At 49.8% G+C, this 22,498-nt stretch carries 18 protein-coding genes, 5 pseudogenes and 1 riboswitch; of the genes and pseudogenes, 20 read left to right on the top strand and 3 right to left on the bottom strand.

What is annotated here, in order from left to right; translation table 11 throughout:
• The first annotated feature begins 67 nt into the window (after positions 1 to 67).
• The 4 genes and pseudogenes from rlmH (at position 68) to P378_RS00775 (ending at position 4,563) form a co-directional block, all read left to right on the top strand.
• The gene (gene rlmH, locus P378_RS00790) at positions 68 to 547 is read left to right on the top strand and encodes a 23S rRNA (pseudouridine(1915)-N(3))-methyltransferase RlmH (protein WP_099081931.1); all 480 of its coding nucleotides are present in this window, start codon (positions 68 to 70) and stop codon (positions 545 to 547) included.
• A gap of 80 nt (positions 548 to 627) precedes the next feature.
• A complete protein-coding gene (locus P378_RS00785; RefSeq protein ID WP_099081930.1) occupies positions 628 to 1,332 on the top strand; it encodes a futalosine hydrolase in 705 nt (234 codons plus the stop codon).
• Positions 1,329 to 2,171, top strand: a complete 843-nt coding sequence (locus P378_RS00780; protein WP_099081929.1) for a 1,4-dihydroxy-6-naphtoate synthase — start codon at positions 1,329 to 1,331, stop codon at positions 2,169 to 2,171. Before P378_RS00785 ends, P378_RS00780 begins: the two co-directional genes overlap by 4 nt.
• A 200-nt stretch (positions 2,172 to 2,371) precedes the next feature.
• Positions 2,372 to 4,563: pseudogene (locus P378_RS00775) on the top strand (DNA topoisomerase III).
• Positions 4,564 to 4,689: 126 nt separating this feature from the next.
• Here P378_RS00775 and P378_RS00770 read toward each other — a convergent pair.
• The gene (locus P378_RS00770) at positions 4,690 to 5,154 is read right to left on the bottom strand and encodes a divergent PAP2 family protein (RefSeq protein WP_099081928.1); all 465 of its coding nucleotides are present in this window, start codon (positions 5,152 to 5,154) and stop codon (positions 4,690 to 4,692) included.
• A 124-nt stretch (positions 5,155 to 5,278) separates the two neighbouring features.
• Here P378_RS00770 and P378_RS00765 point away from each other — a divergent pair, with 124 nt between their 5' ends.
• The 6 genes from P378_RS00765 to P378_RS00740 all read left to right on the top strand — a co-directional run bounded on the left by P378_RS00765 (position 5,279) and on the right by P378_RS00740 (position 9,805).
• Positions 5,279 to 5,923 (top strand): YegS/Rv2252/BmrU family lipid kinase, encoded by a 645-nt coding sequence (locus tag P378_RS00765; protein ID WP_238472684.1) that lies wholly within the window; start codon positions 5,279 to 5,281, stop codon positions 5,921 to 5,923.
• 8 nt (positions 5,924 to 5,931) lie between these two features.
• Positions 5,932 to 6,195 carry a hypothetical protein gene (locus P378_RS20350; RefSeq protein ID WP_238472683.1) on the top strand — a complete coding sequence of 88 codons (264 nt, stop codon included), beginning with the start codon at positions 5,932 to 5,934 and terminating at the stop codon, positions 6,193 to 6,195.
• 45 nt (positions 6,196 to 6,240) lie between these two features.
• Positions 6,241 to 6,888 (top strand): deoxyribose-phosphate aldolase, encoded by a 648-nt coding sequence (deoC, locus tag P378_RS00760; protein WP_099081927.1) that lies wholly within the window; start codon positions 6,241 to 6,243, stop codon positions 6,886 to 6,888.
• Between the two features lie 169 nt (positions 6,889 to 7,057).
• Positions 7,058 to 8,089, top strand: coding sequence for an MFS transporter (locus tag P378_RS00750; protein WP_099081925.1), 1,032 nt, complete (start codon positions 7,058 to 7,060; stop codon positions 8,087 to 8,089).
• A 186-nt stretch (positions 8,090 to 8,275) separates the two neighbouring features.
• Positions 8,276 to 9,259: a TAXI family TRAP transporter solute-binding subunit gene (locus tag P378_RS00745; protein ID WP_099081924.1), complete on the top strand. Its 984-nt coding sequence runs from the start codon at positions 8,276 to 8,278 to the stop codon at positions 9,257 to 9,259.
• 15 nt (positions 9,260 to 9,274) lie between these two features.
• Positions 9,275 to 9,805: a DUF1850 domain-containing protein gene (locus tag P378_RS00740; protein WP_099081923.1), complete on the top strand. Its 531-nt coding sequence runs from the start codon at positions 9,275 to 9,277 to the stop codon at positions 9,803 to 9,805.
• 124 nt (positions 9,806 to 9,929) lie between these two features.
• Here the strand turns inward: P378_RS00740 and P378_RS23270 are convergent, their stop codons facing one another.
• A complete protein-coding gene (locus P378_RS23270) occupies positions 9,930 to 10,067 on the bottom strand; it encodes a hypothetical protein (protein WP_338013796.1) in 138 nt (45 codons plus the stop codon).
• 155 nt (positions 10,068 to 10,222) lie between these two features.
• Between P378_RS23270 and P378_RS23850 the strand changes: the two are divergent.
• The 4 genes and pseudogenes from P378_RS23850 (at position 10,223) to recQ (ending at position 15,901) form a co-directional block, all read left to right on the top strand.
• Positions 10,223 to 11,745 (top strand): annotated as a pseudogene (locus P378_RS23850) (TRAP transporter permease).
• Between the two features lie 67 nt (positions 11,746 to 11,812).
• A riboswitch (TPP riboswitch) is annotated at positions 11,813 to 11,920 on the top strand.
• A gap of 161 nt (positions 11,921 to 12,081) precedes the next feature.
• Complete coding sequence (locus P378_RS19195; RefSeq protein ID WP_180260910.1) at positions 12,082 to 12,399, top strand: hypothetical protein; 318 nt, start codon at positions 12,082 to 12,084, stop codon at positions 12,397 to 12,399.
• Positions 12,400 to 12,865: 466 nt separating this feature from the next.
• Entirely contained in the window at positions 12,866 to 13,711 is an 846-nt protein-coding gene (locus tag P378_RS20345) for a transposase (protein ID WP_143338377.1), read from the top strand.
• Between the two features lie 63 nt (positions 13,712 to 13,774).
• Positions 13,775 to 15,901 (top strand): DNA helicase RecQ, encoded by a 2,127-nt coding sequence (gene recQ, locus P378_RS00720; RefSeq protein WP_099081922.1) that lies wholly within the window; start codon positions 13,775 to 13,777, stop codon positions 15,899 to 15,901.
• Between the two features lie 142 nt (positions 15,902 to 16,043).
• Here recQ and P378_RS00715 read toward each other — a convergent pair whose 3' ends face one another.
• Complete coding sequence (locus tag P378_RS00715; protein ID WP_099081936.1) at positions 16,044 to 16,463, bottom strand: YlbF/YmcA family competence regulator; 420 nt, start codon at positions 16,461 to 16,463, stop codon at positions 16,044 to 16,046.
• Between the two features lie 477 nt (positions 16,464 to 16,940).
• Here P378_RS00715 and P378_RS00710 point away from each other — a divergent pair, with 477 nt between their 5' ends.
• The 6 genes and pseudogenes from P378_RS00710 (at position 16,941) to sleB (ending at position 22,475) form a co-directional block, all read left to right on the top strand.
• On the top strand, positions 16,941 to 17,129 hold the full coding sequence (locus P378_RS00710) for a 4Fe-4S binding protein (RefSeq protein WP_099081921.1): 189 nt from the start codon (positions 16,941 to 16,943) through the stop codon (positions 17,127 to 17,129).
• Positions 17,130 to 17,271: 142 nt separating this feature from the next.
• Positions 17,272 to 18,096 carry a respiratory nitrate reductase subunit gamma gene (locus P378_RS00705; RefSeq protein WP_099081920.1) on the top strand — a complete coding sequence of 275 codons (825 nt, stop codon included), beginning with the start codon at positions 17,272 to 17,274 and terminating at the stop codon, positions 18,094 to 18,096.
• Positions 18,087 to 19,480, top strand: a pseudogene (locus tag P378_RS00700) ((Fe-S)-binding protein). Before P378_RS00705 ends, P378_RS00700 begins: the two are co-directional and overlap by 10 nt.
• A 157-nt stretch (positions 19,481 to 19,637) precedes the next feature.
• A pseudogene (locus tag P378_RS00695) lies at positions 19,638 to 19,954 on the top strand (TusE/DsrC/DsvC family sulfur relay protein).
• Positions 19,955 to 20,210: 256 nt separating this feature from the next.
• A pseudogene (locus tag P378_RS00690) lies at positions 20,211 to 21,640 on the top strand (cobyrinate a,c-diamide synthase).
• A 118-nt stretch (positions 21,641 to 21,758) separates the two neighbouring features.
• The gene (sleB, locus tag P378_RS00685) at positions 21,759 to 22,475 is read left to right on the top strand and encodes a spore cortex-lytic enzyme (RefSeq protein ID WP_099081919.1); all 717 of its coding nucleotides are present in this window, start codon (positions 21,759 to 21,761) and stop codon (positions 22,473 to 22,475) included.
• Positions 22,476 to 22,498: the final 23 nt, after the last annotated feature.

The raw sequence follows: 22,498 nt of genomic DNA, 5'->3' as shown, positions 1-22,498 counted from the left end.
GGGAAAAAATACCAAAGGGCGTGCCACAAGCACGCCCTTTTCTAATAACCTAATCAAGGAGACCGCCATGAAGATATCCATCTTGGCTGCAGGCAAGTTAAAGGAAAAATACCTCTCTGAAGGCATCAAAGAATACCTCAAACGCATGACCCCCTATGCCAAACTAGACATCACCGAAGTCCCCGACGAACCTTGGCCTGAAAACGCCTCCCCGGCCATCGAAGACCAAGTCCGCCAAAGAGAAGCCGAACGATTAATGAAAAAACTCCGCCCCGGCACCTTCCTTATTGTCCTGGATCCCCGGGGAAAAATGTACTCCTCCGAAGAAATGGCGGATAAGCTGCAGGAACTGGCACTCAATGGCCGCAGTGACGTCACCTTCATTATTGGAGGGTCGGTAGGGTTGGCACCTTCTGTTGTTGAGAGGGCAGATTTGCTACTATCAATATCAAAATTAATTTTTCCCCACCAACTGATGAGGCTTCTTCTTATGGAGCAGATATACCGTTGGTTTAAGATATTGAAGAATGAACCTTATCACAAATGAGGGATAGTTATGTTTTGTTAAGAGGTAAATAAGGATGGGGGCTATATATTATAAGGACAATATAAGGGAGATAGAATGAAATGAATTTAGATCAAAAAGCAGAAAAACCACATGTTTCAAGTTCTCGCAGACGGCAACCCGGGATGCGCGTCCTTGTAATGACCGCTGTTTCGGCGGAGAGGGATGCCGTGTTGCGGGGGCTACACAGCGATACAAGGGTTGACGTCTTGGTGGCGGGTGTCGGCCCGGTAGCGGCCGCAGTTAACACGGCTAAGGTGTTGGCAACTGCCGAATATAGCTTGGTTGTCAGCGCTGGTATCGGTGGAGGCTTTCCTGGTAGAGCTGAGGTGGGTTCACTCGTGGTGGCGAACGAGATCGTCGCCGCTGACTTGGGAGTGGAGACCCCAGAAGGTTTTTGTAGTTTGGATGAGTTGGGCTTCGGCTCCACCCGCGTCCAGGTCGATGCTAGCCTGGTGGACCGGGTTACTGGGGCGCTGCTAGCGGCTAAGCTGCCAGTCAATACCGGTCCTGTGCTCACTGTATCAACCGTTACGGGTACGGCTACGAGCGCCACCGAACTGGCTGCAAGGGTGCCAGGGGCCACTGCCGAAGCTATGGAGGGGTATGGCGTGGCACTCGCGGCTCATGATTGCGGTTTGCCAGTTCTGGAGATTCGCGCTATCTCAAACATGGTCGGTCCACGGGATCGGGCTGCATGGCGAATCAAAGAGGCTCTAGACGTTCTGGAAGCTGCTAGCTCAGTATTGTCGGAGGTGCTACTATGAAAATTGCCTTCTCTCCTTGCCCCAACGACACGTTTATTTTTCACGCTTGGGTACACGGACTAATACCCGGTGCACCTAAGCTTGATGTCACCTACGCTGATATCGACATCACGAACAGTCTGGCAGCCGGCCCCGACGGGACGGAGGTAGTCAAGATCTCGTGCGCGGCTCTACCGTGGGTATTATCCGAGTACGCGCTGCTGCCATGTGGGGGCGCGTTGGGTAGAGGCTGCGGGCCACTGGTACTGACGTCAAACAGAGTGGGTAGCACCAAGGATCCAGCAGTGCTAGCCAACAGACGGGTGGCGGTACCAAGTGAACGATCAACCGCTTACTTACTTTTTCGGTTATGGGCAGCTCAACATGTGCCAGGGGGAGTGGGCGAGATTGTAGTCCTGCCGTTTCACGAGATTATGCCGGCGGTGCGTGAAGGTTTGGTTGATGCTGGGCTTGTGATCCATGAGGCACGCTTTACCTATCCTTTATATGGGCTACACCTCTTGGCCGACTTAGGCAGTTGGTGGGAGGCTGATACCAACCTGCCCATCCCGCTGGGAGCGATTATCGCCCGTCGGTCACTGGATCTATCTGCAATCGCCGGCTGGATTCGGGCATCGGTCAAATATGCGTGGGCACACCCGGAGGAGTCACAGCAGTACGTGCTACACCATGCCCAAGAGTTGTCCCCCGAAGTAGTACAAGCGCACATCAAACTTTACGTAAACGAGTTCACAGAGAATATAGGCGAGACAGGGTATAAGGCGGTAGCATCCCTGCTCAGCCGGGCCTCGCAAGAAGGGCTGGTACCAAGGGTGGATTTGGCAGCGTTACATTTATAAATAAAAATCGAAACAAGAGAGCGGCAACCCTGAACAAAGGATTCGTCAAGAAAAATGCACCAAAAACTGACTTAAATAACAATTGGCGTTCAGTAATTCCTTACGCCCCGGATTGGCGGGGGTTTTATTTTATTTACCCGACCTGGTAAAATAAAAATTATAAAGGTTATTACCATTCGTTTTGGAAAGGATCATTTACCATGAGCAAGAGTTTGATACTGGCTGAAAAGCCTTCCGTAGGAAGGGATTTAGCGAGGGTTTTGCACTGTAACAAGAAAGGCAACGGCTATTTTGAGGGAGAGCAGCATATCGTTACCTGGGCACTGGGCCATCTGGTGACATTGGCCGACCCTGAGGCCTATGACGAAAAATACAAGTCATGGCGAATAGAAGATTTACCGATGCTGCCGGCACAGTTAAAGCTGGTTGTTATTAAGCAAAGCGGCAAGCAATTTTATACTGTTAAAGAGCAAATGAATCGTAAAGACGTCAGAGATATTGTCATCGCCACGGATGCGGGCCGTGAGGGGGAGCTCGTTGCCAGGTGGGTCATCGAAAAGGCACAGGTAAAGAAGCCCATTAAACGCCTTTGGATCTCTTCCGTCACAGATAAGGCCATAAAAGACGGTTTTAACAATCTGAGAAGCGGTAAGGAGTATGAAAATCTCTATGCATCGGCGGTTGCCCGTGCGGAGGCCGATTGGCTGGTGGGGATTAATGCCACCCGTGCTTTAACCTGCAAGCATAACGCGCAACTTTCCTGTGGCAGAGTACAAACGCCGACTCTTGCTATCATTGCCAAAAGGGAAGAGGAGATCAGGAACTTTAAAACCAGGACTTTTTACGGGATCACCGCTGTGACGGGTAACCTGAAGCTAACCTGGCAGGACAGTAAAACAAAAGATTTCAAAACATTTGACCAGGATCAATGCGAAAGGATTCTTGTATCTTTAAAAAATAAACATGCTGAGGTTGTAGAGGTGGAGAAGGCCTACAAAAAAACCTTCTCCCCACAGTTATATGACCTAACAGAACTGCAGCGGGACGCCAACAAACTCTTTGGTTATTCCGCCAAGGAAACCCTTTCTATTATGCAAAGGTTGTATGAACAGCATAAGTTACTCACCTATCCGAGAACGGATTCCAGATATATCTCAACGGATATCGTTGATACCTTAAAGGACCGGGTTAAAGCCTGCGGGGACACCCCTTACGCCAAAATTGCCGCCAAAATAATAAGGAGCCCAATCAAGGCAAACAAATCCTTTGTTGATAACAGTAAGGTTTCGGATCACCATGCCATTATACCCACGGAGCAGCCGGCTTTCCTGGGCGCCCTAAATGATAAGGAAAGAAAAATATACGACCTGGTGGTTAAACGGTTTCTGGCGGTTTTGTACCCTCCTTTTGAGTACGAGCAGACTACAATAAAAGCTAAAATTGGGGGGAGCTTTTTATTGCCAGGGGAAAAATTGTGATCGCCCAGGGTTGGAAAGATGTTTATGAAAATAATTTTGAGGAAGAGGATTCACAGGACACCCTTTCAGAGCAAAGATTACCGAATATTGATAAAGGCGATATTTTAAATATCGTATCATTATCTCAAACCAAAGGGGAGACCCGGCCGCCGGAGCCGTTTACTGAGGGAAGCCTGCTCTCCGCCATGGAAAATCCGGTAAAATATATGGCCAATGAAAATGCGGATTTAATTAAAACCATTGGGAAGACGGGCGGGCTTGGCACGGTGGCCACCAGGGCGGATGTTATTGAGAAGCTGTTTAACAGTTTCTTGATTGAAAAGAAGGGGAAGCATATTTTTATCACCTCCAAGGGTAAGCAACTTCTGGAGCTGGTGCCGGAGGATTTAAGGTCCCCTGCTCTAACGGCGGAGTGGGAACAGAAGCTGGAGTCTATATCCAAAGGAATTCTCAGTAAAAACAATTTTATCAGCGAAATAAAGAACTATGCCAAAGCGGTTGTGCATGAGATTAAGAACAGTGAAAATAAGTTCAGGCATGATAACCTCACCGGCAGCAAATGTCCGGAATGTGGCAAGCGGCTGCTTGAGGTGAACGGCAAAAAGGGCAAAATGCTGGTTTGCCAGGACAGGGAATGCGGCTATCGAAAAGGTCTTAGTAAAACAACCAATGCGAGGTGCCCCCATTGCCATAAAAGACTGGAACTGCATGGTGAAGGAGAAGGGCAAATCTTTGTCTGCCGCTGCGGTTACAGGGAAAAACTGGCTGCCTTTAATGAAAGAAGGGGAAAGGAAAAAAGCGGTAAAGTTTCGAAGAAAGATCTATCAAAATACCTCAGGGATCAGAACACGGACAGTGATGGTTTAATCAACCATGCCCTTGCAGAAGCGCTGTCCAAATTTAAATTACAATAGAGAAAATCAATAGAAAAAAACTCTCCATGGGCTTTGGCCGGTTTAAAAGGGGTTTCCAACTTTTCTTCTTTAATTTCCGTTGGTTCTGCTGGCAGATTATTCAGGGGCAGCCAATTTATAAATAAACTACCCACGCCTTTGCTTAATAACGTAACTGAAAGCACCCAGGCAAACGCCCAGAACAGATCCCCAGAAGACTTCTGCGGGCTGGTGTCCCAGTACTTCTTTTAATTTTTCCTTGCGCTTTTCGTGATAAACCCCGGGGGTTTTACCGGCCAATTTTTCCACCTGCACGTCCAGTTCATTGACTTCGATGGCAATTTCTCCCGCATGGCGGCGGATTCCCATGGCATCATACATAACAATCAGGCCGAAGATGGCGGAAATGGCAAAATCAATGGTTTTCACACTACGCTCCAAAGCCACGTAGGTCGCCAGGGAGGTCACCCCTGCGGAGTGGGAACTTGGCATTCCTCCCGGCTGTGTGACAGCAGACCAGTCCCATTGCCTGGTTTCTAATTTTTTGATGGGCACCTTAAGAAGTTGAGCAATTCCAATAGAAGCAACAGCTGTGAGAATCCCTCTGTTCATAGGCTTTCACCTCAATAATTAGATATTTCCCTTACGGCACGAATTTATATTTGGTAAGATTGTCCACATCAGTGCTTTTGTATTATTATTAATAATCAGCTCCATACTATAGTAAGGTGATACAATGGCAAAACAAGTAAAAATCATTTATAATCCCACCGCAGGCAGAGAGCAGGTGCAGCGCCATTTGCCCCAAATCCTTAGCTGTCTGAAGGAAAGCGGGTATGAAACGGTCTGCCACGCCACCACAGGACCCGGTTCCGCAACCCAGGCGGCAAAGGCAGCGGCGGAACAGCAATTTGACCTGGTCCTGGCGGCAGGTGGGGACGGCACTGTTCATGAAGTTGTTAACGGCCTGGCCGAAGGGGATTTCCGGCCCCGGTTTGGCATCCTTCCCTTTGGCACAACCAACGATCTGGCAGCAGCCATGGGCATTCCTCGAACGGTTGATGAGATTTGCAAAATACTATCGGATGGCTTTACGATTCCCATGGACATTGGCAAATTAAACAATCACCGGTTTTTTATCAATATTGCCGCCGGAGGGACATTGACCGAATTAACCTACGAAGTCCCCAGTAAATTAAAAACAATTATTGGTCAGCTAGCCTATTACCTGAAGGGCATTGAAAAACTGCCCCACATGCGACCGTCATGGATGCGAATTCAGTATGATGAAGAGTGCTATGATGGTGAAGCCATGCTGTTTTTAATTGCCAACACAAGTTCGGTAGGGGGGTTTAACCGGTTGGCCCCCAGGCGTCGGTAAATGACGGCATGTTTGACTTAATAATTATTAAGAAAACGAACGTCATTAACTTTATCCATCTGGCCAATGCCGCGTTGCGGGGCCAGCACCTCAACGATCCGACAGTTTTATATGCCCAGGCGAAAAAAATTCACGTTCAGGCGGACAAAGCCATTGGCATCAATCTGGACGGTGAGTACGGGGGACAACTGCCGGGGGAATTTATAAACCTGTACCATCATTTGCAAATGATCGTCCCCCGGGAACAAAACAGATTTTTCCAGGTAAAATAGTTCTGATTGGGTTTAGATCCTTACACAATTTAAGGGGAGAAACAAATGAACAATAGACTAAATCAATTCATCGACCATACCCTGCTTAAGACAGCGGCCACCCCGGAAGAAATTGAAAAACTCTGCCAGGAAGCCAGGGAGTACCGCTTTGCCTCAGTTTGTGTAAATCCCTGCTATGTGAAGTTGGCGGTGGAACTGCTTAAAAACAGCGGGGTTCCGGTTTGTGCCGTCATCGGCTTTCCCTTGGGGGCCACCACCCCGGAGGCAAAGGCCTTTGAAACTGCCCAGGCCCTCATGCACGGGGCAACTGAATTTGATATGGTTATCAACATAGGGGCTTTAAAAGCAAAGGACCATGCATATGTAGAGCGGGACATCGCCTCGGTTGTCCAGGCAGCCGGTGGACATATAGTAAAAGTGATCATTGAGACCTGCTGCCTGACGGAGGAAGAAAAGGTGATAGCCTGCCGCCTGGCCCAAAGGGCCGGGGCCCATTTTGTGAAGACATCCACCGGTTTCGGCACAGGCGGGGCCACCCCGGAAGATGTGGCCCTGATGCGGCGGACCATCGGGGAAACCATGGGAGTGAAAGCCTCCGGCGGTATCAAAACCGCAGTTGAGGCCTTACAAATGGTGGAGGCCGGCGCCAACCGCATTGGTACCAGCAGTGGGGTGAAGATCGTCACAGAATAGGCAGCGAATGCCAAAGGGCAAAAGCACCCTTTGTTCGGGAGATGGAAAATTTTGCAGTGGAAAATGAAGCTCCTTATCTTTTTTTATTTCACCACGGTGGGGATTATTGTGCCTTTTTGCCGTTGTATTTTGACTCCCAAGGCTTGACCAACGGCCAAATCGGGATTTTATTGGCCCTGGGACCTGTGTCTCAATCCTGGTTCAATCTCCCTGGGGCTATCTCAGTGACCGGTTGCAGACAGTAAAGAAGCTCCTCTTGCTGCAGTTTACCGCTTGCCTGTTATTCAGTTTCCTGCTGTTTCATTTGCGTTCCTTCAGCCTGCTTGTCCCGACCCTGATCGGCTTCTATGCCTTCTTCCTGCCCTCCTTTCCCCAGTTGGACTGCCTGATCCTGGCCAATTCCAAGGAGACAGGAAAACATTTTGGCAGCTACCGCCTCTGGGGGTCCCTGGGTTTTGCCGTTACCGCTTTGGCCGCCGGGGAACTGCTGGCAGTGGTGGGCATTGAGTGGATGAAGGTGTTGTACCAGGGTCTAATGCTGTTTTCCATATTCCTCATATTTCTGGTCAAGGACGTATCGCCCTCCTGCAAGACAGCCACCTCCTCACAATTCAAGGAACTGTTGAAGAGGCGGGAAGTACTGTATGTCCTGATTTTCATGGCGCTGGTCAATACCACCAATAAAGCCAATGATGCCTTTATGGGTATTTTAATACGAAGCATTGGCGGCACCGAGGCCGAGGTAGGCTGGGCCTGGACAACAGGGCCCCTGAGCGAGATTCCCGTCTTTGCCTTGTTTGGCCTGCTGCTGGCTCGTTACAACGAAGTGGTGCTGCTGGCCCTGGCGGCCGGAATCTATGCGCTGCGCTGGTTCCTGTTTGCCGTCACCGGCGACCCGGACCTGATTATCGTCATCCAGCTGTTGCACGGACTGTCCTTTGGCCTGTTTTACATGGCAGGGGTTTCTTTCATCGGTAAGATTGTGCCGCCGGGCCTGCGGGCCAGCGGGCAAGGTCTGCTGGCAACCTTCGGGGGCGGGCTGGCAGGCATTGCGGGATCCTTACTGGGCGGGTTCCTAATGGACCACTTTGGGCCGCAATTTTTGTATGCTGCCTCTGCCGGGCTGGTAGTAGTGGCGGTGATGGCTTTTAACCTGCTGGTGGTAAAAAGAGTCAAACCCGCTGCTTCTAAAAAAGGATAAAAAATAAATACAAAAATCCTGCTATTGTGCATAGCAGGATTTTTGTTGCTTATAGAAAATAGTATATATGCATCAAAAACTAGACAGCCAAACAATTGGATGAATCGTTTGTCAAAGGGGGGGGGTGGCAAGAACTACAGTCTGATTCACACTAACCAAACCAAATTATAACAAGGAGAGGATCACATGCTGAAAATGAAAAAAAAGGGACTGGCCCTGCTGGCAGCCATTACCATGCTGGCGCTCTTGATTACCGGATGCTCCCAATCCGGGGAGCAAAAAGCAGCGGAAAAAGCGGAAAAGAAGTTTATTAACATTGCTACCGGAGGTACAGCAGGTGTCTATTACCCCCTGGGCGGTGCCATTGCCGAAATTTTAAATAAGAACCTCCCCGGCGCCAACGCCACCGCCCAGTCAACCGGGGCTTCCGTGGCCAACGTAAACTTGTTAACCCAGGGCAACGTACAAATTGCCTTTGTGCAAAACGACATTGCCTATTATGCAGCCAGCGGTACTGAACTGTTTAAAGACAAGAAAGTTGAAGGGTTGAAGGCCCTGGCTGCCATATATCCGGAAACCATCCAGGTGGTCACTTTGGACAAGACCGGCATTAAGAGTATTGCCGACCTGAAGGGCAAGAAAGTGGCTGTAGGTGCCGCCGGCAGCAGCGTCACCGTCAATGCCCAGCACGTGCTGGAAGCGCACGGATTATCCTTTGCAGACATCAAACCCCAGTACCTGTCCTTTGCGGAGGCAGCCAACGGCCTGAAAGATGGCAACATTGACGCCGCCTTTGTCACCGCCGGTTTCCCCACCGCTGCCATCCAGGACATTTCTGCCCAGCACAAGGTGGTTCTGTTGCCCATTGCCGATGATAAAGCAGATCAACTGACCAAGAAATATCCTTTCTACTCCAAAGTGGTGATCCCGGCAGGCACCTATCCCAACCAGGATAAAGATGTCACTTCCCTGGGCGCCAAGGCCATGCTGGTGGTAACCGATAAAATGGACGAACAAACCGCTTACGATATTACCAAAGCAATCTTTACCAATTTAGAAAAGCTGAAAGCTGCCCATAACGTAGGCAAGCTGATTAGTAAAGAATCCGCCAAAGACGGTATTTCCATTCCCATGCACCCGGGGGCAGAGAAATACTTTAGCGAGAAGTAAGGGATTGCTGTAAGAATGACAGGTTTGGTCAGGCAGCGGGCCGCAAGAACCTGGGTGCTGGTATCAATTATCCTGCTAACTTTTTTATTCGTACCGCTGCCCACCCTGCTTATGAGCAGTCAGCAGGGAGAACCGGTTCTCCTGTTACCGGTGTTGTTTGATAAAAGTTTTACCATTGAATATATTCACTCCGTTAACAAGACCCCGGTGCAGGAGCATTTTGTTCTTGTACCGGGGAATGATTTGTTGCTGACTTCCACCACCTTTAAGGCCCTGGGCATAGGAACTCCCTTTTTGCCGGAAGAAGGAAGGCTGGAAAACCATAATGGTGTGTATGTACTGTCTGGCTTAGACCGGCGGTTTAAAGAGATCAACCTGGCTTTTACGCCTCTGACCGGGCATGCGCTGGTTTACAGGGGACAGCGCTTTGACTTCAAGGATTACTTTCCGGCCGGTTCATTAATCAGGCTACAGGTTAAGCCATGTTCCCTGGCAGAAATCATAGCAAGTAACTTCAGAAAGGAGGCAAAGCTTGACAGATCGTAATGTAAAACCCGCGGCAGACAACATAAATATGGACGAGTTTCTGGCTAAATACGATCGCGAATCGGATTACAGGCGATTGGGTGGCTTGAGCGGCATTGCCGTGGCGGTCATCGCTGTGGTTTTTTCACTTTTTCAACTGTACACGGCCATCTTTGGGGTACTGGACGCCCAAATCCAGCGGGCGGTCCACCTGTCCTTCGGGCTGGCGCTGGTCTACTTGCTGTACCCGACCAGAAAAAGCTGGTCCCGCAGCCGACTGCACTGGTTTGATGTGCTTTTAGCGGTGGTGGCCGTGGCCGCCCCCCTGTATATTGTTATCTTCTATAAAGATCTGGTTATGCGGGCGGGCATCGTCACCCCCGCCGATATGCTGGTGGGCGCTTTGGGCATCTTCTTTGTCATGGAGCCGCCCGCCGGGTGGTGGGTTGGCCCATCGTCATTGTGGCAACCCTTTTTCTGGGTTATGCCTTTGCCGGCCCCATGCTGCCCGGCGCCTTTGCCCACCAGGGAACAACCCTGGAAGGACTGGTTGGTCACCTGTACTATACCACCGAGGGGGTTTTCGGGATTCCCCTGGGAGTCTCGGCCACCTTTATTTTCCTGTTCATATTATTCGGGGCTTATCTCGAGAAAACCGGGTTGGGCAAATTCTTCATCGACCTGGCCAACGCCATTGCCGGCTGGGCCAGCGGCGGCCCGGCCAAAGTGGCGGTGCTCTCCAGCGGCTTGATGGGGACCGTTTCCGGCAGTTCCGTGGGGAACGTCGCGGGTACCGGAAGCCTGACGATTCCCATGATGAAAAAGCTTGGTTACCGGCCGGAGTTTGCCGGCGCGGTGGAAGCCGCTGCCTCCACCGGCGGCCAGCTGATGCCCCCCATTATGGGTGCGGCAGCCTTTTTAATGGCTGAGATTGTGGGCACTCCCTACGTGAATGTTGTGAAGGCTGCAGCCCTTCCCGCACTGCTTTACTTTACCGGCATCTGGATCGGTGTGCACCTGGAAGCCAAAAAGACCTGTTTGAAAGGCATCCCCCGGGAGCAATTGCCCAGAGTCGGCAATATCCTGGCAGAGAGGGGCCACCTGGCCATACCGCTGGTGGGTATCGTATACTTGCTTGTTTCAGGATATACACCCATGAAGCCGCCCTGTGGGCCATAGTGCTGGCCATAGGTGCGTCCATGCTGCGCAGCTCTACCCGGATTTCCCTGCAGGATGTCCTGAAAGGCTTGGAAGAAGGCGCCAGGGCCGCCCTGGGCGTGGTCATTGCCTGTGCCACCGCCGGCATTATCATCGGCGTGGTCACCAAGACAGGTCTTGGCCTGAAACTTGGTTCCGTCCTCATTGACCTGGCCCGTGGGCAGCTGCTGCTGACCCTGTTCTTTACCATGATTACCTCCATCATTCTGGGCATGGGCGTACCCACCACGGCCAACTACGTGATTACCTCTACCATTGCGGCACCCATACTGGTGCAGATGGGAGTACCCGTTCTGGCAGCCCATATGTTTGTCTTCTACTTCGGGATTATTGCAGACGTTACCCCGCCGGTGGCTCTGGCGGCCTTTGCCGGTGCCGGCATTGCCAGAAGTGACCCGATGAAAACGGCAGTCAATGCCTCCAAGCTGGCCATTGCGGCCTTCCTTATACCGTACATCTTTGTGTTGTCCCCGTCCCTGCTGCTTATTGACACCACCTTACCCAAGGTGCTGCTGATGATGACAACATCCCTTATCGGCATGACAGCTATAGCCGCTGCAGTTTCAGGGTACCTGATTACCCGGGCTCAATGGACGGAACGAATTCTCTTCTTTGTCGGCGGTTTGCTGATGATTGACCCCAATCCCTTAACCGACCTGGCCGGTCTGGGGTTACTGGTCATCGGCTACATCATCCAGTGGTTTAAATGTGCGAATTCAAGTCGGGGACGGTTCTTGACTTGAATTCGCACTAAATAAACAGCCATTTACAAACCGTAACCTCGCTGGTATAGTTACTATTACAAGTGAATATATGTTTTTGGGGAGCTGGGGTGGCCGGCTGAGAGGGTACCGCAAGGGTACCGACCGTGAACCTGATCTGGGTAATGCCAGCGGAGGGAAATATGGTGATCTTTTATGCTTGCAGCGAGCTGCCCCGGGGGCAGCTTTTTATTTTGCGAGGAAGTTCCCCGAATTTAGGAATACTAACCCTAACCCGGACAAGCCGGAACCAATAGGATTTATTAAACCCATGTCGAATTACTGTGCAATTATAACAGCGATATGGAGGAATGTACTATGTTACTTACCGAGCGTTACAAAGACAAGATTGACGGAGTACTGGCATGCTACGATCGGGTTGTGATTCATGGCAATATTCCGGTGCTTTGTTTCGGCGGAGGTATGACATCGTACTTATATCAAAACAACATCAAAATCTTCGACTACCCGGATTGGGCCAACGCGCTGCGCGAGGAACTTCGCGAGCATGCCGAACGGATGGCCAAGGAAAACGGACTGGAGATTGAATTTATCCGTTACTGCAAATATCACAAATCTTTAACCTGGCTACTTCTCCAACCCGTAAGCCGCTTCCGTAAATTAACACCAGAATAGCTTTGTGTTTAAGATTAGCGGTTGCATTTAAGATCGCCAGCACATCCTGCTTTGGAGGGATTAACGGAAGTTTACGGTTTCTTTTCATCCGTGGGATTTTCTTTGGATTCCATTCCTTAATGGATTGGTTTGAATCTTTACTAAACTGGTACCTGGAGAACAAGAGAGACCTGCCCAGGCGGCAACAAAAGGGCGCCTATGCCATCTGAATTTCGGAAATCATGCTGCAGCAAACCAGAGTGGATACGGCATTGGCATACTATACCCGGGCCAAAAACATGCACAAAGCAGCCAGGCAAATTGTAGAGCAACATCAGGAGGTACCTACCGGGAGATCCTGACCTGCCGGGGATTGGAGCATATACCGCAGGGGTCGTCATGAGCATAGATAATTCAAGTGGGGACGGTTCTTGACTTGAATTTCCGTTAGCGCTTATTTCTAAATGAAATGAAAGGAGGAAAGGTGATGCCCAGAATTCCGAGGCTTAAAAAGGGAGAATATTGTACTTACCACGTGATCCAACGAGGGAATGAACGAAAAAATATCTTTCTGGATGACCGGGACAAACAAAGGTTTCTTGATACACTGGCCAGTATAAAAGATAGATTTAACTGTAAATTCTATGCCTATTGTCTTATGAACAACCACGTCCATCTGGTTGTGGACACAAACGGCAGTGACATTTCCCAGATTATGAAGAGCCTCAACGTCAGTTACGTCATGTATTTCAACCGTAAATATGAACGGTGCGGGCACTTATTCCAGGACCGTTTTAAAAGTGAAGTGATTGATAATGACCAGTATTTGCTCGAGGTCACTCGTTATATTCATCTGAATCCTGTGCAGGCCAACATGGTAAAGGATGCGGCGCATTATCCATGGAGCAGTTATGCCGTTTACACAGGGGGAGAGGATCAGCTTCAGAACCTGGTCGACACTTCCCTGGTCCTTAAATATTTTTCTGATCATTATGCCAAAGCATGCAGAAAATATATCGAGTATGTTCAGCGTGGTACGGAAGCCGAAAACGACGGGGAACAACGTCCGGCGATATTAGATTTTCCGGATGCGGAAGACGAAGCCATAAGGGAGCCGGCCAGTAACTTGGGACCAATGTCGCTTATAGAAGCCATCGCCGACGAATATAGTTTACAGGTGTCTGACCTGACAAGTAAAAGAACACCCCATACGGCTGCAAGAAACGACGCCATTAAACAAATAAAAAGAAGATGCAACTTGGGGTTGCGTGATATAGGAACTTTATTTGGAGGGTTAAGTGAATCTGCAGTGAGTAAAATTCTAAAGGGATAAACAAACTTCATGATTATCTGGTTCAAGCTAGAGATGCTCCCCTTTGTATAAGGATGTGAAATTGTGTTAGAAAGGGCACAGGAGATATTAAAGCAGTATTATGGTTATTCCTCCTTTCGCAGTGGGCAGGAGAAAATCATAAAGAGTATTTTACAAGGAATAGACACCCTGGGTATTATGCCTACAGGTGGGGGGAAATCCATTTGCTTTCAAATACCCGCACTGTTGTTTTCCGGAGTTTCAATCATTATTTCACCTTTAATATCCCTTATGAAAGATCAGGTGGATGCCCTCAACAGCCTGGGGATAGAGGCCACCTATATTAACAGCTCCCTGGACCAGGAAGAATTCGAAGAAAGAATCCACCGGGCCGGACAGGGAAAATACAAACTCATCTATGTGGCTCCCGAGCGGCTGGAATCCCCAAGGTTTCGCACAAAACTGAAAGCCCTGCCGGTATCCATGCTGGCCATCGATGAAGCCCATTGTGTATCCCAATGGGGTCACGACTTCCGCACCAGCTACCTGGCCATCGCTCCGTTCATCCAGGAACTGCCCCGCAGACCGGTGGTGACAGCATTTACGGCCACCGCAACGCCGGAGGTAACACAGGATATCGTGCGGTTGCTGTCCCTGAAAAACCCCCTGGTATACAGTACCGGTTTTAACCGGGAGAACTTGAATTTTTCCGTATTACGGGGAGAAAACAAAAGGGATTTTCTGGTTGATTACCTGGAATGCAATAAGGAGCAGGCCGGGATCGTTTATGCAGCCACCAGAAAAGAAGTGGATGCACTGCACGAGTATTTACGAAAAAAAGGCTTTGCGGTGGGAAAATACCACGCGGGTCTAAGTGATGCGGAAAGAATCAGCAACCAGGAGATGTTCTTATACGACGACATCAGTATCATGGTGGCAACCAACGCATTCGGCATGGGTATCGATAAGTCGAATGTTCGCTATGTCATTCATTACAACATGCCTAAAAATATGGAGTCCTACTACCAGGAGGCCGGGCGGGCCGGCCGGGACGGTGAACCGGGTGAATGCATTTTATTGTTTACCCCCCAGGACATCCAAGTGCAAAAATTCTTGATTGAACAAAGTCAGCTTTCCGAGGAAAGAAAAAGATTTGAATACCAAAAACTCCAGGCCATGGTTGACTACTGCCACACGCCGCGGTGTTTACGAAAATATATTTTAAGTTATTTTAGTGAGGAAAAAACCCCTGAGGAGTGTGGAAACTGCAGCAATTGCAAGGACGACAGTGAACTAACAGACATGACGGTGGAAGCTCAAAAAATCTTCTCCTGCATCATCCGCATGAAAGAACAGTACGGTATCTCGCTGGTGGCGGATGTTTTAAAAGGCTCCCAGAATAAAAAAGTGCTTCAGTACGGTTTTAACAGCCTGTCCACCTATGGACTGTTAAAAGAATACACAGTAAAGCAGATAACGGATATGATCAACGTATTGGTGGCCGAAGGATACCTTTATTTAACCGAAGGTCAGTACCCGGTGGTCAAAATCCGGCCAAAAGCCATTCCTGTGCTAAAAAGTCAGGAGAAAGTTCTACAAAAAGTACGGAGAAAAGAACAAAAACCTGCTACGGGCGACTTGCTGTTTGAAGAGTTCCGCCAACTGCGAAAACAAATCTCCCAAAGAGAACAAGTTCCTCCCTATATTGTCTTTCCGGACAGCACCTTACGGGAAATCTGCCGACACCTGCCACAGGACAAACGGGCATTTCTTTCCATTAAGGGTGTGGGACAAGCCAAATTTGATCGTTACGGACAGGAGTTCTTAGAGGTTATTCTCAGACACAAAGGCCAAAACGGTATTTCTATCCAGACGGTACAGGCTCAGGGAGGGGAATGTGCCGGGGAGAAGGAACCGCCGAGCCATGTAGTGACATGGAAGCTATTCAAGCAAGGGTATTCTGTTCAAGAGATTGCAGGAGAAAGGAATCTCAAGCCGGTTACGATCCAGGATCACCTGGTGCGTTGCGGACTGGAAGGTTATGAGGTTGATTGGGACACCCTAATTCCTCAAGAATATGAAGATTTAATTCTGAAGAAAATCAAAGAATTAGGGGCGGAACGACTAAAACCCATTAAAGATGCATTACCTGAAGAAGTGGATTATTTAGCCATTAAGGCTGTGCTTTGCAAATACAAAAAGTTAGGATGATACGGGGAATCTTCACAGGTGAATTCAAGTCAAGAACCGTCCCCGACTTGAATAGGGGGGGAGAGGTTGGGGGATTTCCCCAACCTCTTGGTTTAATAGATGTGAATTCAAGTCAAGAACCGTCCCCGATTTGAATTGGGGGTTAGCAGCCGGAGCAGGAACCGCCGCAGGCACCGTCGTGGTTGGAGGTGCAGCTGCAGCCGCCCTGGCTTTGGGTTTCCTCTTCCTCCGCCGGGATGCCCTTCAGTCCCTCTTGTATCTTTACGTTTACTTCGTTGACAACTTCATAAAACTTGGCCTGGGCATTTAAGTAATCCTTCACCATGGGATGGGCCGCAGCCTTTTTCTCCGCCTCTTCCAGGGTCTTCAAGTTTTCCTGGGTCAACTGGTGTCCCATCATCTGCATGCGCTGGTAGGACTGCTGCAGTTGTTGGAATTCCTTTACCAGGGCACGGGCCTCCTTGTCTTGAGCCACCGCCCGCTGCGTTTCCAGGACCCTTTGATATTCCTCGGTGGTGGATAACCTTTGGCCCAATTCAACAGCCATATCATAAACCGACACTTCTTTCACCTCCACAGTGTTATTTTCTCCAACGATGCAGAAAATCCTACCTCAAAAAACAAGAAAGGCAAAACGCGTCACAAGACGAGGAAAATAGCTGGAATGATTTGAGAAACCCAACCTTATCTTTGAATATGAAACCAAACCAAAGCAAAACCCAAAAACGTGGTAATTCTGTCCTGGTAAGACAATAAGAACTTCTTTACGTAACAATGGAATCAATGTTATATTTCTATAAGTAGTTGTCTATTTAAGCGTAACAGACCCTCTGCTCCCTTGCCAAACTTTACATCAACTCCTTTGTCAAAAAAAAGTGACGATTTGAGAAGGAATAATTTAAGTTACAACGAAATAGGCATTATATTGTGTCCAAGTCTGTCCCGGACTCTGTTATTCCGAACCAGTTAGCTAAGGTATCAACCACCCCAAGCCCACCCCCGATGAATTTAAAAATATTCACTAAAGGAGGGATGTGGAATGTATGTTATCTCAATCAATGCCGGCAAATGTGAAGGCTGTGGCGAATGCATTGATGCTTGTCCTGCAGGCATTTTAGGCATGGTTGATGGCAAAGCGGAAGTAACTGGTGCAGAGACAGACTGCATGGGCTGTGAAACCTGTGTGGTAACCTGTCCGAACGAGGCCTGTTCCCTGCAGGAACTGTAATAATCGTTTTATAAAATCGGTTTGCGTTGGGTTGGGAAGTGGTTTGCGGATGCGAGGTTATTATTTTAAAAATTAAGATTAACCCGTATTTTAATAATAAACCATAATAATAAGCTTTGGTAACCCCAAAGGAGGTGTAGCAGTGACCTACTTTATTTTACAAATCCTTCCTTATATTTCTGTTGCCGTTTTAACCATCGGTCTCCTTTACAGAATGGGCAGATGGGCCAGCGGACGTATTGTTCACAACATTACCCTGACCCCGGCTCCCACCACCCAAACCGGTGCTGTGCTGGACATTGCTACAGAGGCCATTTTATTCAAAAGCCTGTACAAGGCTGACAAGGGTCTCTGGAGCGGCGCATGGATTATGCACATGTCGCTGTTTGCTATTTTAGGCGGACACGTCATGGGTATCGGCTTACTGGGCTTACAGTTCTATTACATCGGTCTTACTTCCGCGCAGACCAGTGTCATGCTCTCCAACATGTTAGGCACCTCCATGGGTGTAGTTGTTCTGCTGGGTTTGCTGTACCTGCTCTACCGCAGGATGGCCATCAACGAAGTGAAGCAGATTTCCGCCCCCAGTGACTACGCTCACCTGCTCATGCTTATTGCCATCGTCACTGTTGGCAACCTGATGCGCTTTGTTCCCGAGTGGGGCATTCCTTACGAACCCGTTCGTGATTATGTGGCCAACTTAATTACGTTAACTCCCGTGACTGCCGATATGGAAGTCATGCACAAGCCTATGTTTGTATTACACTTGCTGCTGGTTCAAATCCTGATGATCTATTTACCCTTCAGCAAACTGCTCCATATTCCCGGCATGTTTGCCCACCGCTGGATCATCAACCGCCCGTATGTTGAACCCGCACCGGGTCTGCCCGGCGTAGCCGTAGGTGGCTCCGGTCATGCCGTTTCCGGCGACCAATCCGCTTCAGGGGGGTGCAATAAATGCCATTAACTGAAACTGGTTTAAAGCAGCCTGTGAAAGCCAGCGCTGCGGATATGCGGAAAATTAACATCAATCCCGTTCCCGATGATCAAAAGGTCGAAGTCGCCATTCAGCACCTGAATGAACTGGGCCAGAAATTCCGCTCCCTGATGCTTACCTTTGAGTCCTGTGTTAAGTGTGGCGCCTGTGCTGAGAACTGCCACACCTACCTGGGAACCAGGGATCCTTACAACATTCCCGCCAACCGCGCAGATTTAATGCGGAAGATTTACAAGCGTTATTTCACACCGGAAGGCAAGCTCTTTCCCGGTTTTATCGGCGCTAAAGACTTAGAGCTGGAAGACCTGGAGAAAATGTTCTCCTATTTCTACCAGTGCAACGAGTGCCGTCGCTGCTCCCTGGTCTGCCCCTTTGGTTTGGACACCTGCGAAGTTACCATGGCCGGCCGTCAATTGCTGCACTGGCTGGGTATGGTGCCTAAACTGCAGGCTTCCGTAGGTGCCGCCATGGCCAAAACCGGTAACCACACCGGCCTGCCCAAAATGGGTCTGATCGACACCAACGAATTCCTGGAAGAAGAAATGCTGGAAGAAACCGGCGTGGAAATTAAAATTCCCACGGATAAGCCCAACTCCGACGTTCTCTATATTCCTTCTTCCGCGGACTTCCTGCTGAACCCCAACACCATGATGGGCGCAGCGAAATTCTTCCACTACCTGGGCGTCAACTGGACTATGAGCAGTGAGATTGCCGAGGCCGGTAACTTTGGTCTGCTGTTTGACCAGCGGGCTACTCTGCGGGCCAACTGCATGCGTGTTATCGACGAAGCTCTGAAGCTGGGCTGTAAAAAGGTTGTTTGGGGCGAATGCGGTCACGGCTGGCGTGCTGGTAAAATGTACCTGCCGGGCATGTTGGATCGCCCCGGTCGTATTCCCATTGTCCACATCCACGACGAAGTGCGCTACTACATCGAGAAGGGTGCCCTTAAGTTAAACAAGGAAGTTAACTCGAGACCGGTTACACTTCACGATCCTGCAACTTTGGCCGGGCCTGTAACATGTGTGATACCATGCGTGTAGTGATGAATGCTTCTGTAACCAACTTCGTTGAAATGACCCCCAACCGTGAGCGCAACTTCTGCTGCGGCGGCGGCTCTGCCATCCTGTTTGACGATCCCGAAATGTACGACCTGCGCATCAAGTTCTCCGCCAAGAAAGCGGAGCAGGTTCGGGCAACCGGGGTTGACAAGGACGGCAACGGGATCCTCTGCGCACCTTGTTCCATCTGTAAAGCGCAGCTTTACCCGATGGTAGAAGAGCACGAACTGGGTGTAGAAGTAAAAGGTCTTATCGACCTGGTTGGTTTGGCCCTCTACCCGCCGGTTAACAAGTAGGATAAAAAACAAACTATATTGTATTACTTTTCTAAAAAATATGTGCTTGTACTACTACAAAAAATTTGGCAAACCGTATATAATATAAAACGGTATTAATGTTCCGCCATTGCGGTACTACTAAAAAATAAAAAATTCCTGGAGGTGCTCTTTCGAAATGGCGTTTATTGAAGTTAATGGCCAGCAGATCGAAGTTGATGAGGACGGTTTCTTATTAAACCCCGACACTTGGACCGAAGACGTAGCTAGATATTTCTCCAAAGAAGAAGGTATTGATGAATTAACCGATGACCACTGGAAAGTAATCAAGTACCTGCGTGACTACTTCTTCCAATTCGGTATTGCTCCCATGGTTCGTAAGCTGTGCAAGGACACTGGCTACAGCCTGAAGGTATCTACGAACTGTTCCCCACCGGCCCTGCTAAAGGCGCCTGCAAACTGGCTGGTCTTCCCAAGCCCACCGGCTGCGTATAATAACCGATTTCTAGTTCACCCTCACCTGGAACCTCCGGGTGGGGGTGTTCTTATTGGCCATCAGCTTATGATACATTTCCTCTTCCGCTTACATTACAAAGAAGGGGGTATGCTTTTTCGATAGTCCTCCGAATAATAAAAGAAGATTAAGGGATGATAAACTTCAGGCAGAAATCATATCTTAGTGCTGGTACAATACTAAGTAGTATCATAACAAAAGCTGAAGGCCGATGGCCGAAAAAACGAGGTGAATCTCTTGTCCCATACCTATAAAATCCCACGGTTACTGGTGGGGGCCCCCCAGGGCCGGTCCGGAAAAACCACCGTTACATTGGGGCTGCTGGCGGCTTTGACCGCCCGGGGGTTAAAGGTGCAGCCATTTAAAAAAGGACCGGATTTTATCGACCCCAGTTGGTTAACCAGGGTGGCAGGGTGTACCTGCCGTAACCTGGACTGTTATCTCATGGAAAGGCAATCCATCCGGCACACCTTTATAAGACATGCCGAAAACGCTGATATTGCTGTTATCGAAGGGGCCATGGGGTTGTTCGACGGGGTGGACCTCCGGGGCAGCGGCAGTTCGGCGGAAGTTGCCAAGATTGTACAGGCCCCTGTGCTGCTGGTGGTCAACTGCACCAGAATGACCCGTAGCGTGGCCGCCACGGTGAACGGTTTTGCGAATTTTGATCCGGACGTTAAGATCGGCGGTGTGATATTAAACCAGGTGGCTCGCAGCCGTCACGAAAAAATGCTCCGGGCGGCCATAGAAGAATACTGTGATGTGCCGGTCCTGGGGGCCATGCCCAAGGGAACCCAATATAACATTCCCGACCGGCACCTGGGCCTCATCCCCGCCGGCGAAAACGAAGCCCTGATGGCAGCGGTGCGGCAAATTGGGGAAGCTGCTGCGCAATACCTGGACATCGACGGCATCCTTAAAATGGCCCGGAAATGGCCTGGCCTGGTGGAAGAGCAGGAAATCCCCGCGGCGGCGGAAATTAACTGGCTGAGGCCCGACCAGCTTCAGGCTGCCAGGCCGGAAATCGTGATAGGTGTCATCCGGGACCGCTCCTTTTCTTTTTACTACCCCGAAAATCTGGAGGCACTGTCGGAAGCCGGCGCAAGCTTAGTTGAGATCAGCGCCATTGACGACCCGGCCTTGCCGGATATAGACGGCCTCTACATTGGCGGGGGCTTTCCGGAGATATTGGCCCGGGAACTGGAGGAAAACCGGCCTTTCGGGAAAACTTACGAGAGCTGATCGAGCAGGGACTGCCGGTATATGCTGAATGCGGCGGGTTGATGTATCTCGGCCGTCGCATCCACTATGACAACAAATCCTATGAAATGGTCGGGGCGCTGCCCCTGGAAGTGGAAATGGTAAAGAAACCCCAGGGACATGGTTATATGCACCTGGAGGTATTGGAGGGCACGCCGTATTTTCCAAAGGGTAAAATAATCCGGGGCCACGAGTTTCACAATTCAAGGGTGATCGATCTGGAGCCTTCCCGGTGCGATTTTGCCTTCCGGGTCCTTCGGGGGCATGGCATTACCGGGGAGTACGACGGTATAAAATACAAGAATGTGGTGGCGCTGTACAATCATATTCATGCGGTGGCTGAACCGGACTGGGCCCGTCATTTTGTAAGTCTGGCCCGCTGCTGGCGAAGAGAGCATGTTAAATAGGATCAGGACGAAACTTCGGGAAAGCTTCCCGAAGTTTTTTATTTTCAGGGTCTGGCAGAATTACATAATTTGAGGTCCCCCAGGTAAAAATACCAAAAAAAGACGGGGTGATATTTTTATGCAGTGGGGAGACAAAATCAAATCAAGATGGAAAATATGGGTTACCATATTCAGCCTTAGCTGTTTTGTCCTGGGCGGTTTTCTGGTTTACCAAAAGGCCTTTGCCCAGGATACCCTTTACTGGGGAAGGAGCGGCAGCAAGGTGAGGGCCGTACAGCAGAGATTAAAGGACTGGGGTTATTACGGGGGGCCTGTTAACGGGTATTACAGCGGCCAGACCGCTTCAGCGGTAAGAAAGTTTCAGGCACGTAACGGGCTGCAAGTGGACGGGGTGGTGGGTCCCAGAACCTTCCAGGCCCTGGGGTTGTATACCCCGCCCAAGAAGACAACCTATACCACCGCTTCCAGGGGATTTGTTTCCAACCGGGACTCTGTTAATCTTCTGGCGAGGGTGATCATGGGTGAGGCTGCGGATGAACCCTACACGGGTAAAGTGGCAGTCGGGGCAGTTATGCTGAACAGGATGAGAAACTCACAATTCCCCAATACACTGGCAGGCGTGGTTTATCAGCCTTTGGCCTTTGAATCTGTAGCCAACGGCCAGTATAACAGACCGCTAGACCCAGAGGCCATCCGGGCAGCCCAGGATGCCCTGTCGGGTTACGACCCCACCGGGGGAGCGTTGTTCTTCTGGAACCCGAGCAAGCCTGTGAGCCGCTGGATCTGGACCCGGAGAATAACCTCTCAAATCGGCAGACACGTTTTCGCACACTAATCGGAAGGGGATACCGCAATGAA

Source organism: Desulforamulus profundi (assembly GCF_002607855.1).
This window is presented reverse-complemented; position numbering and strand designations above follow the sequence as displayed.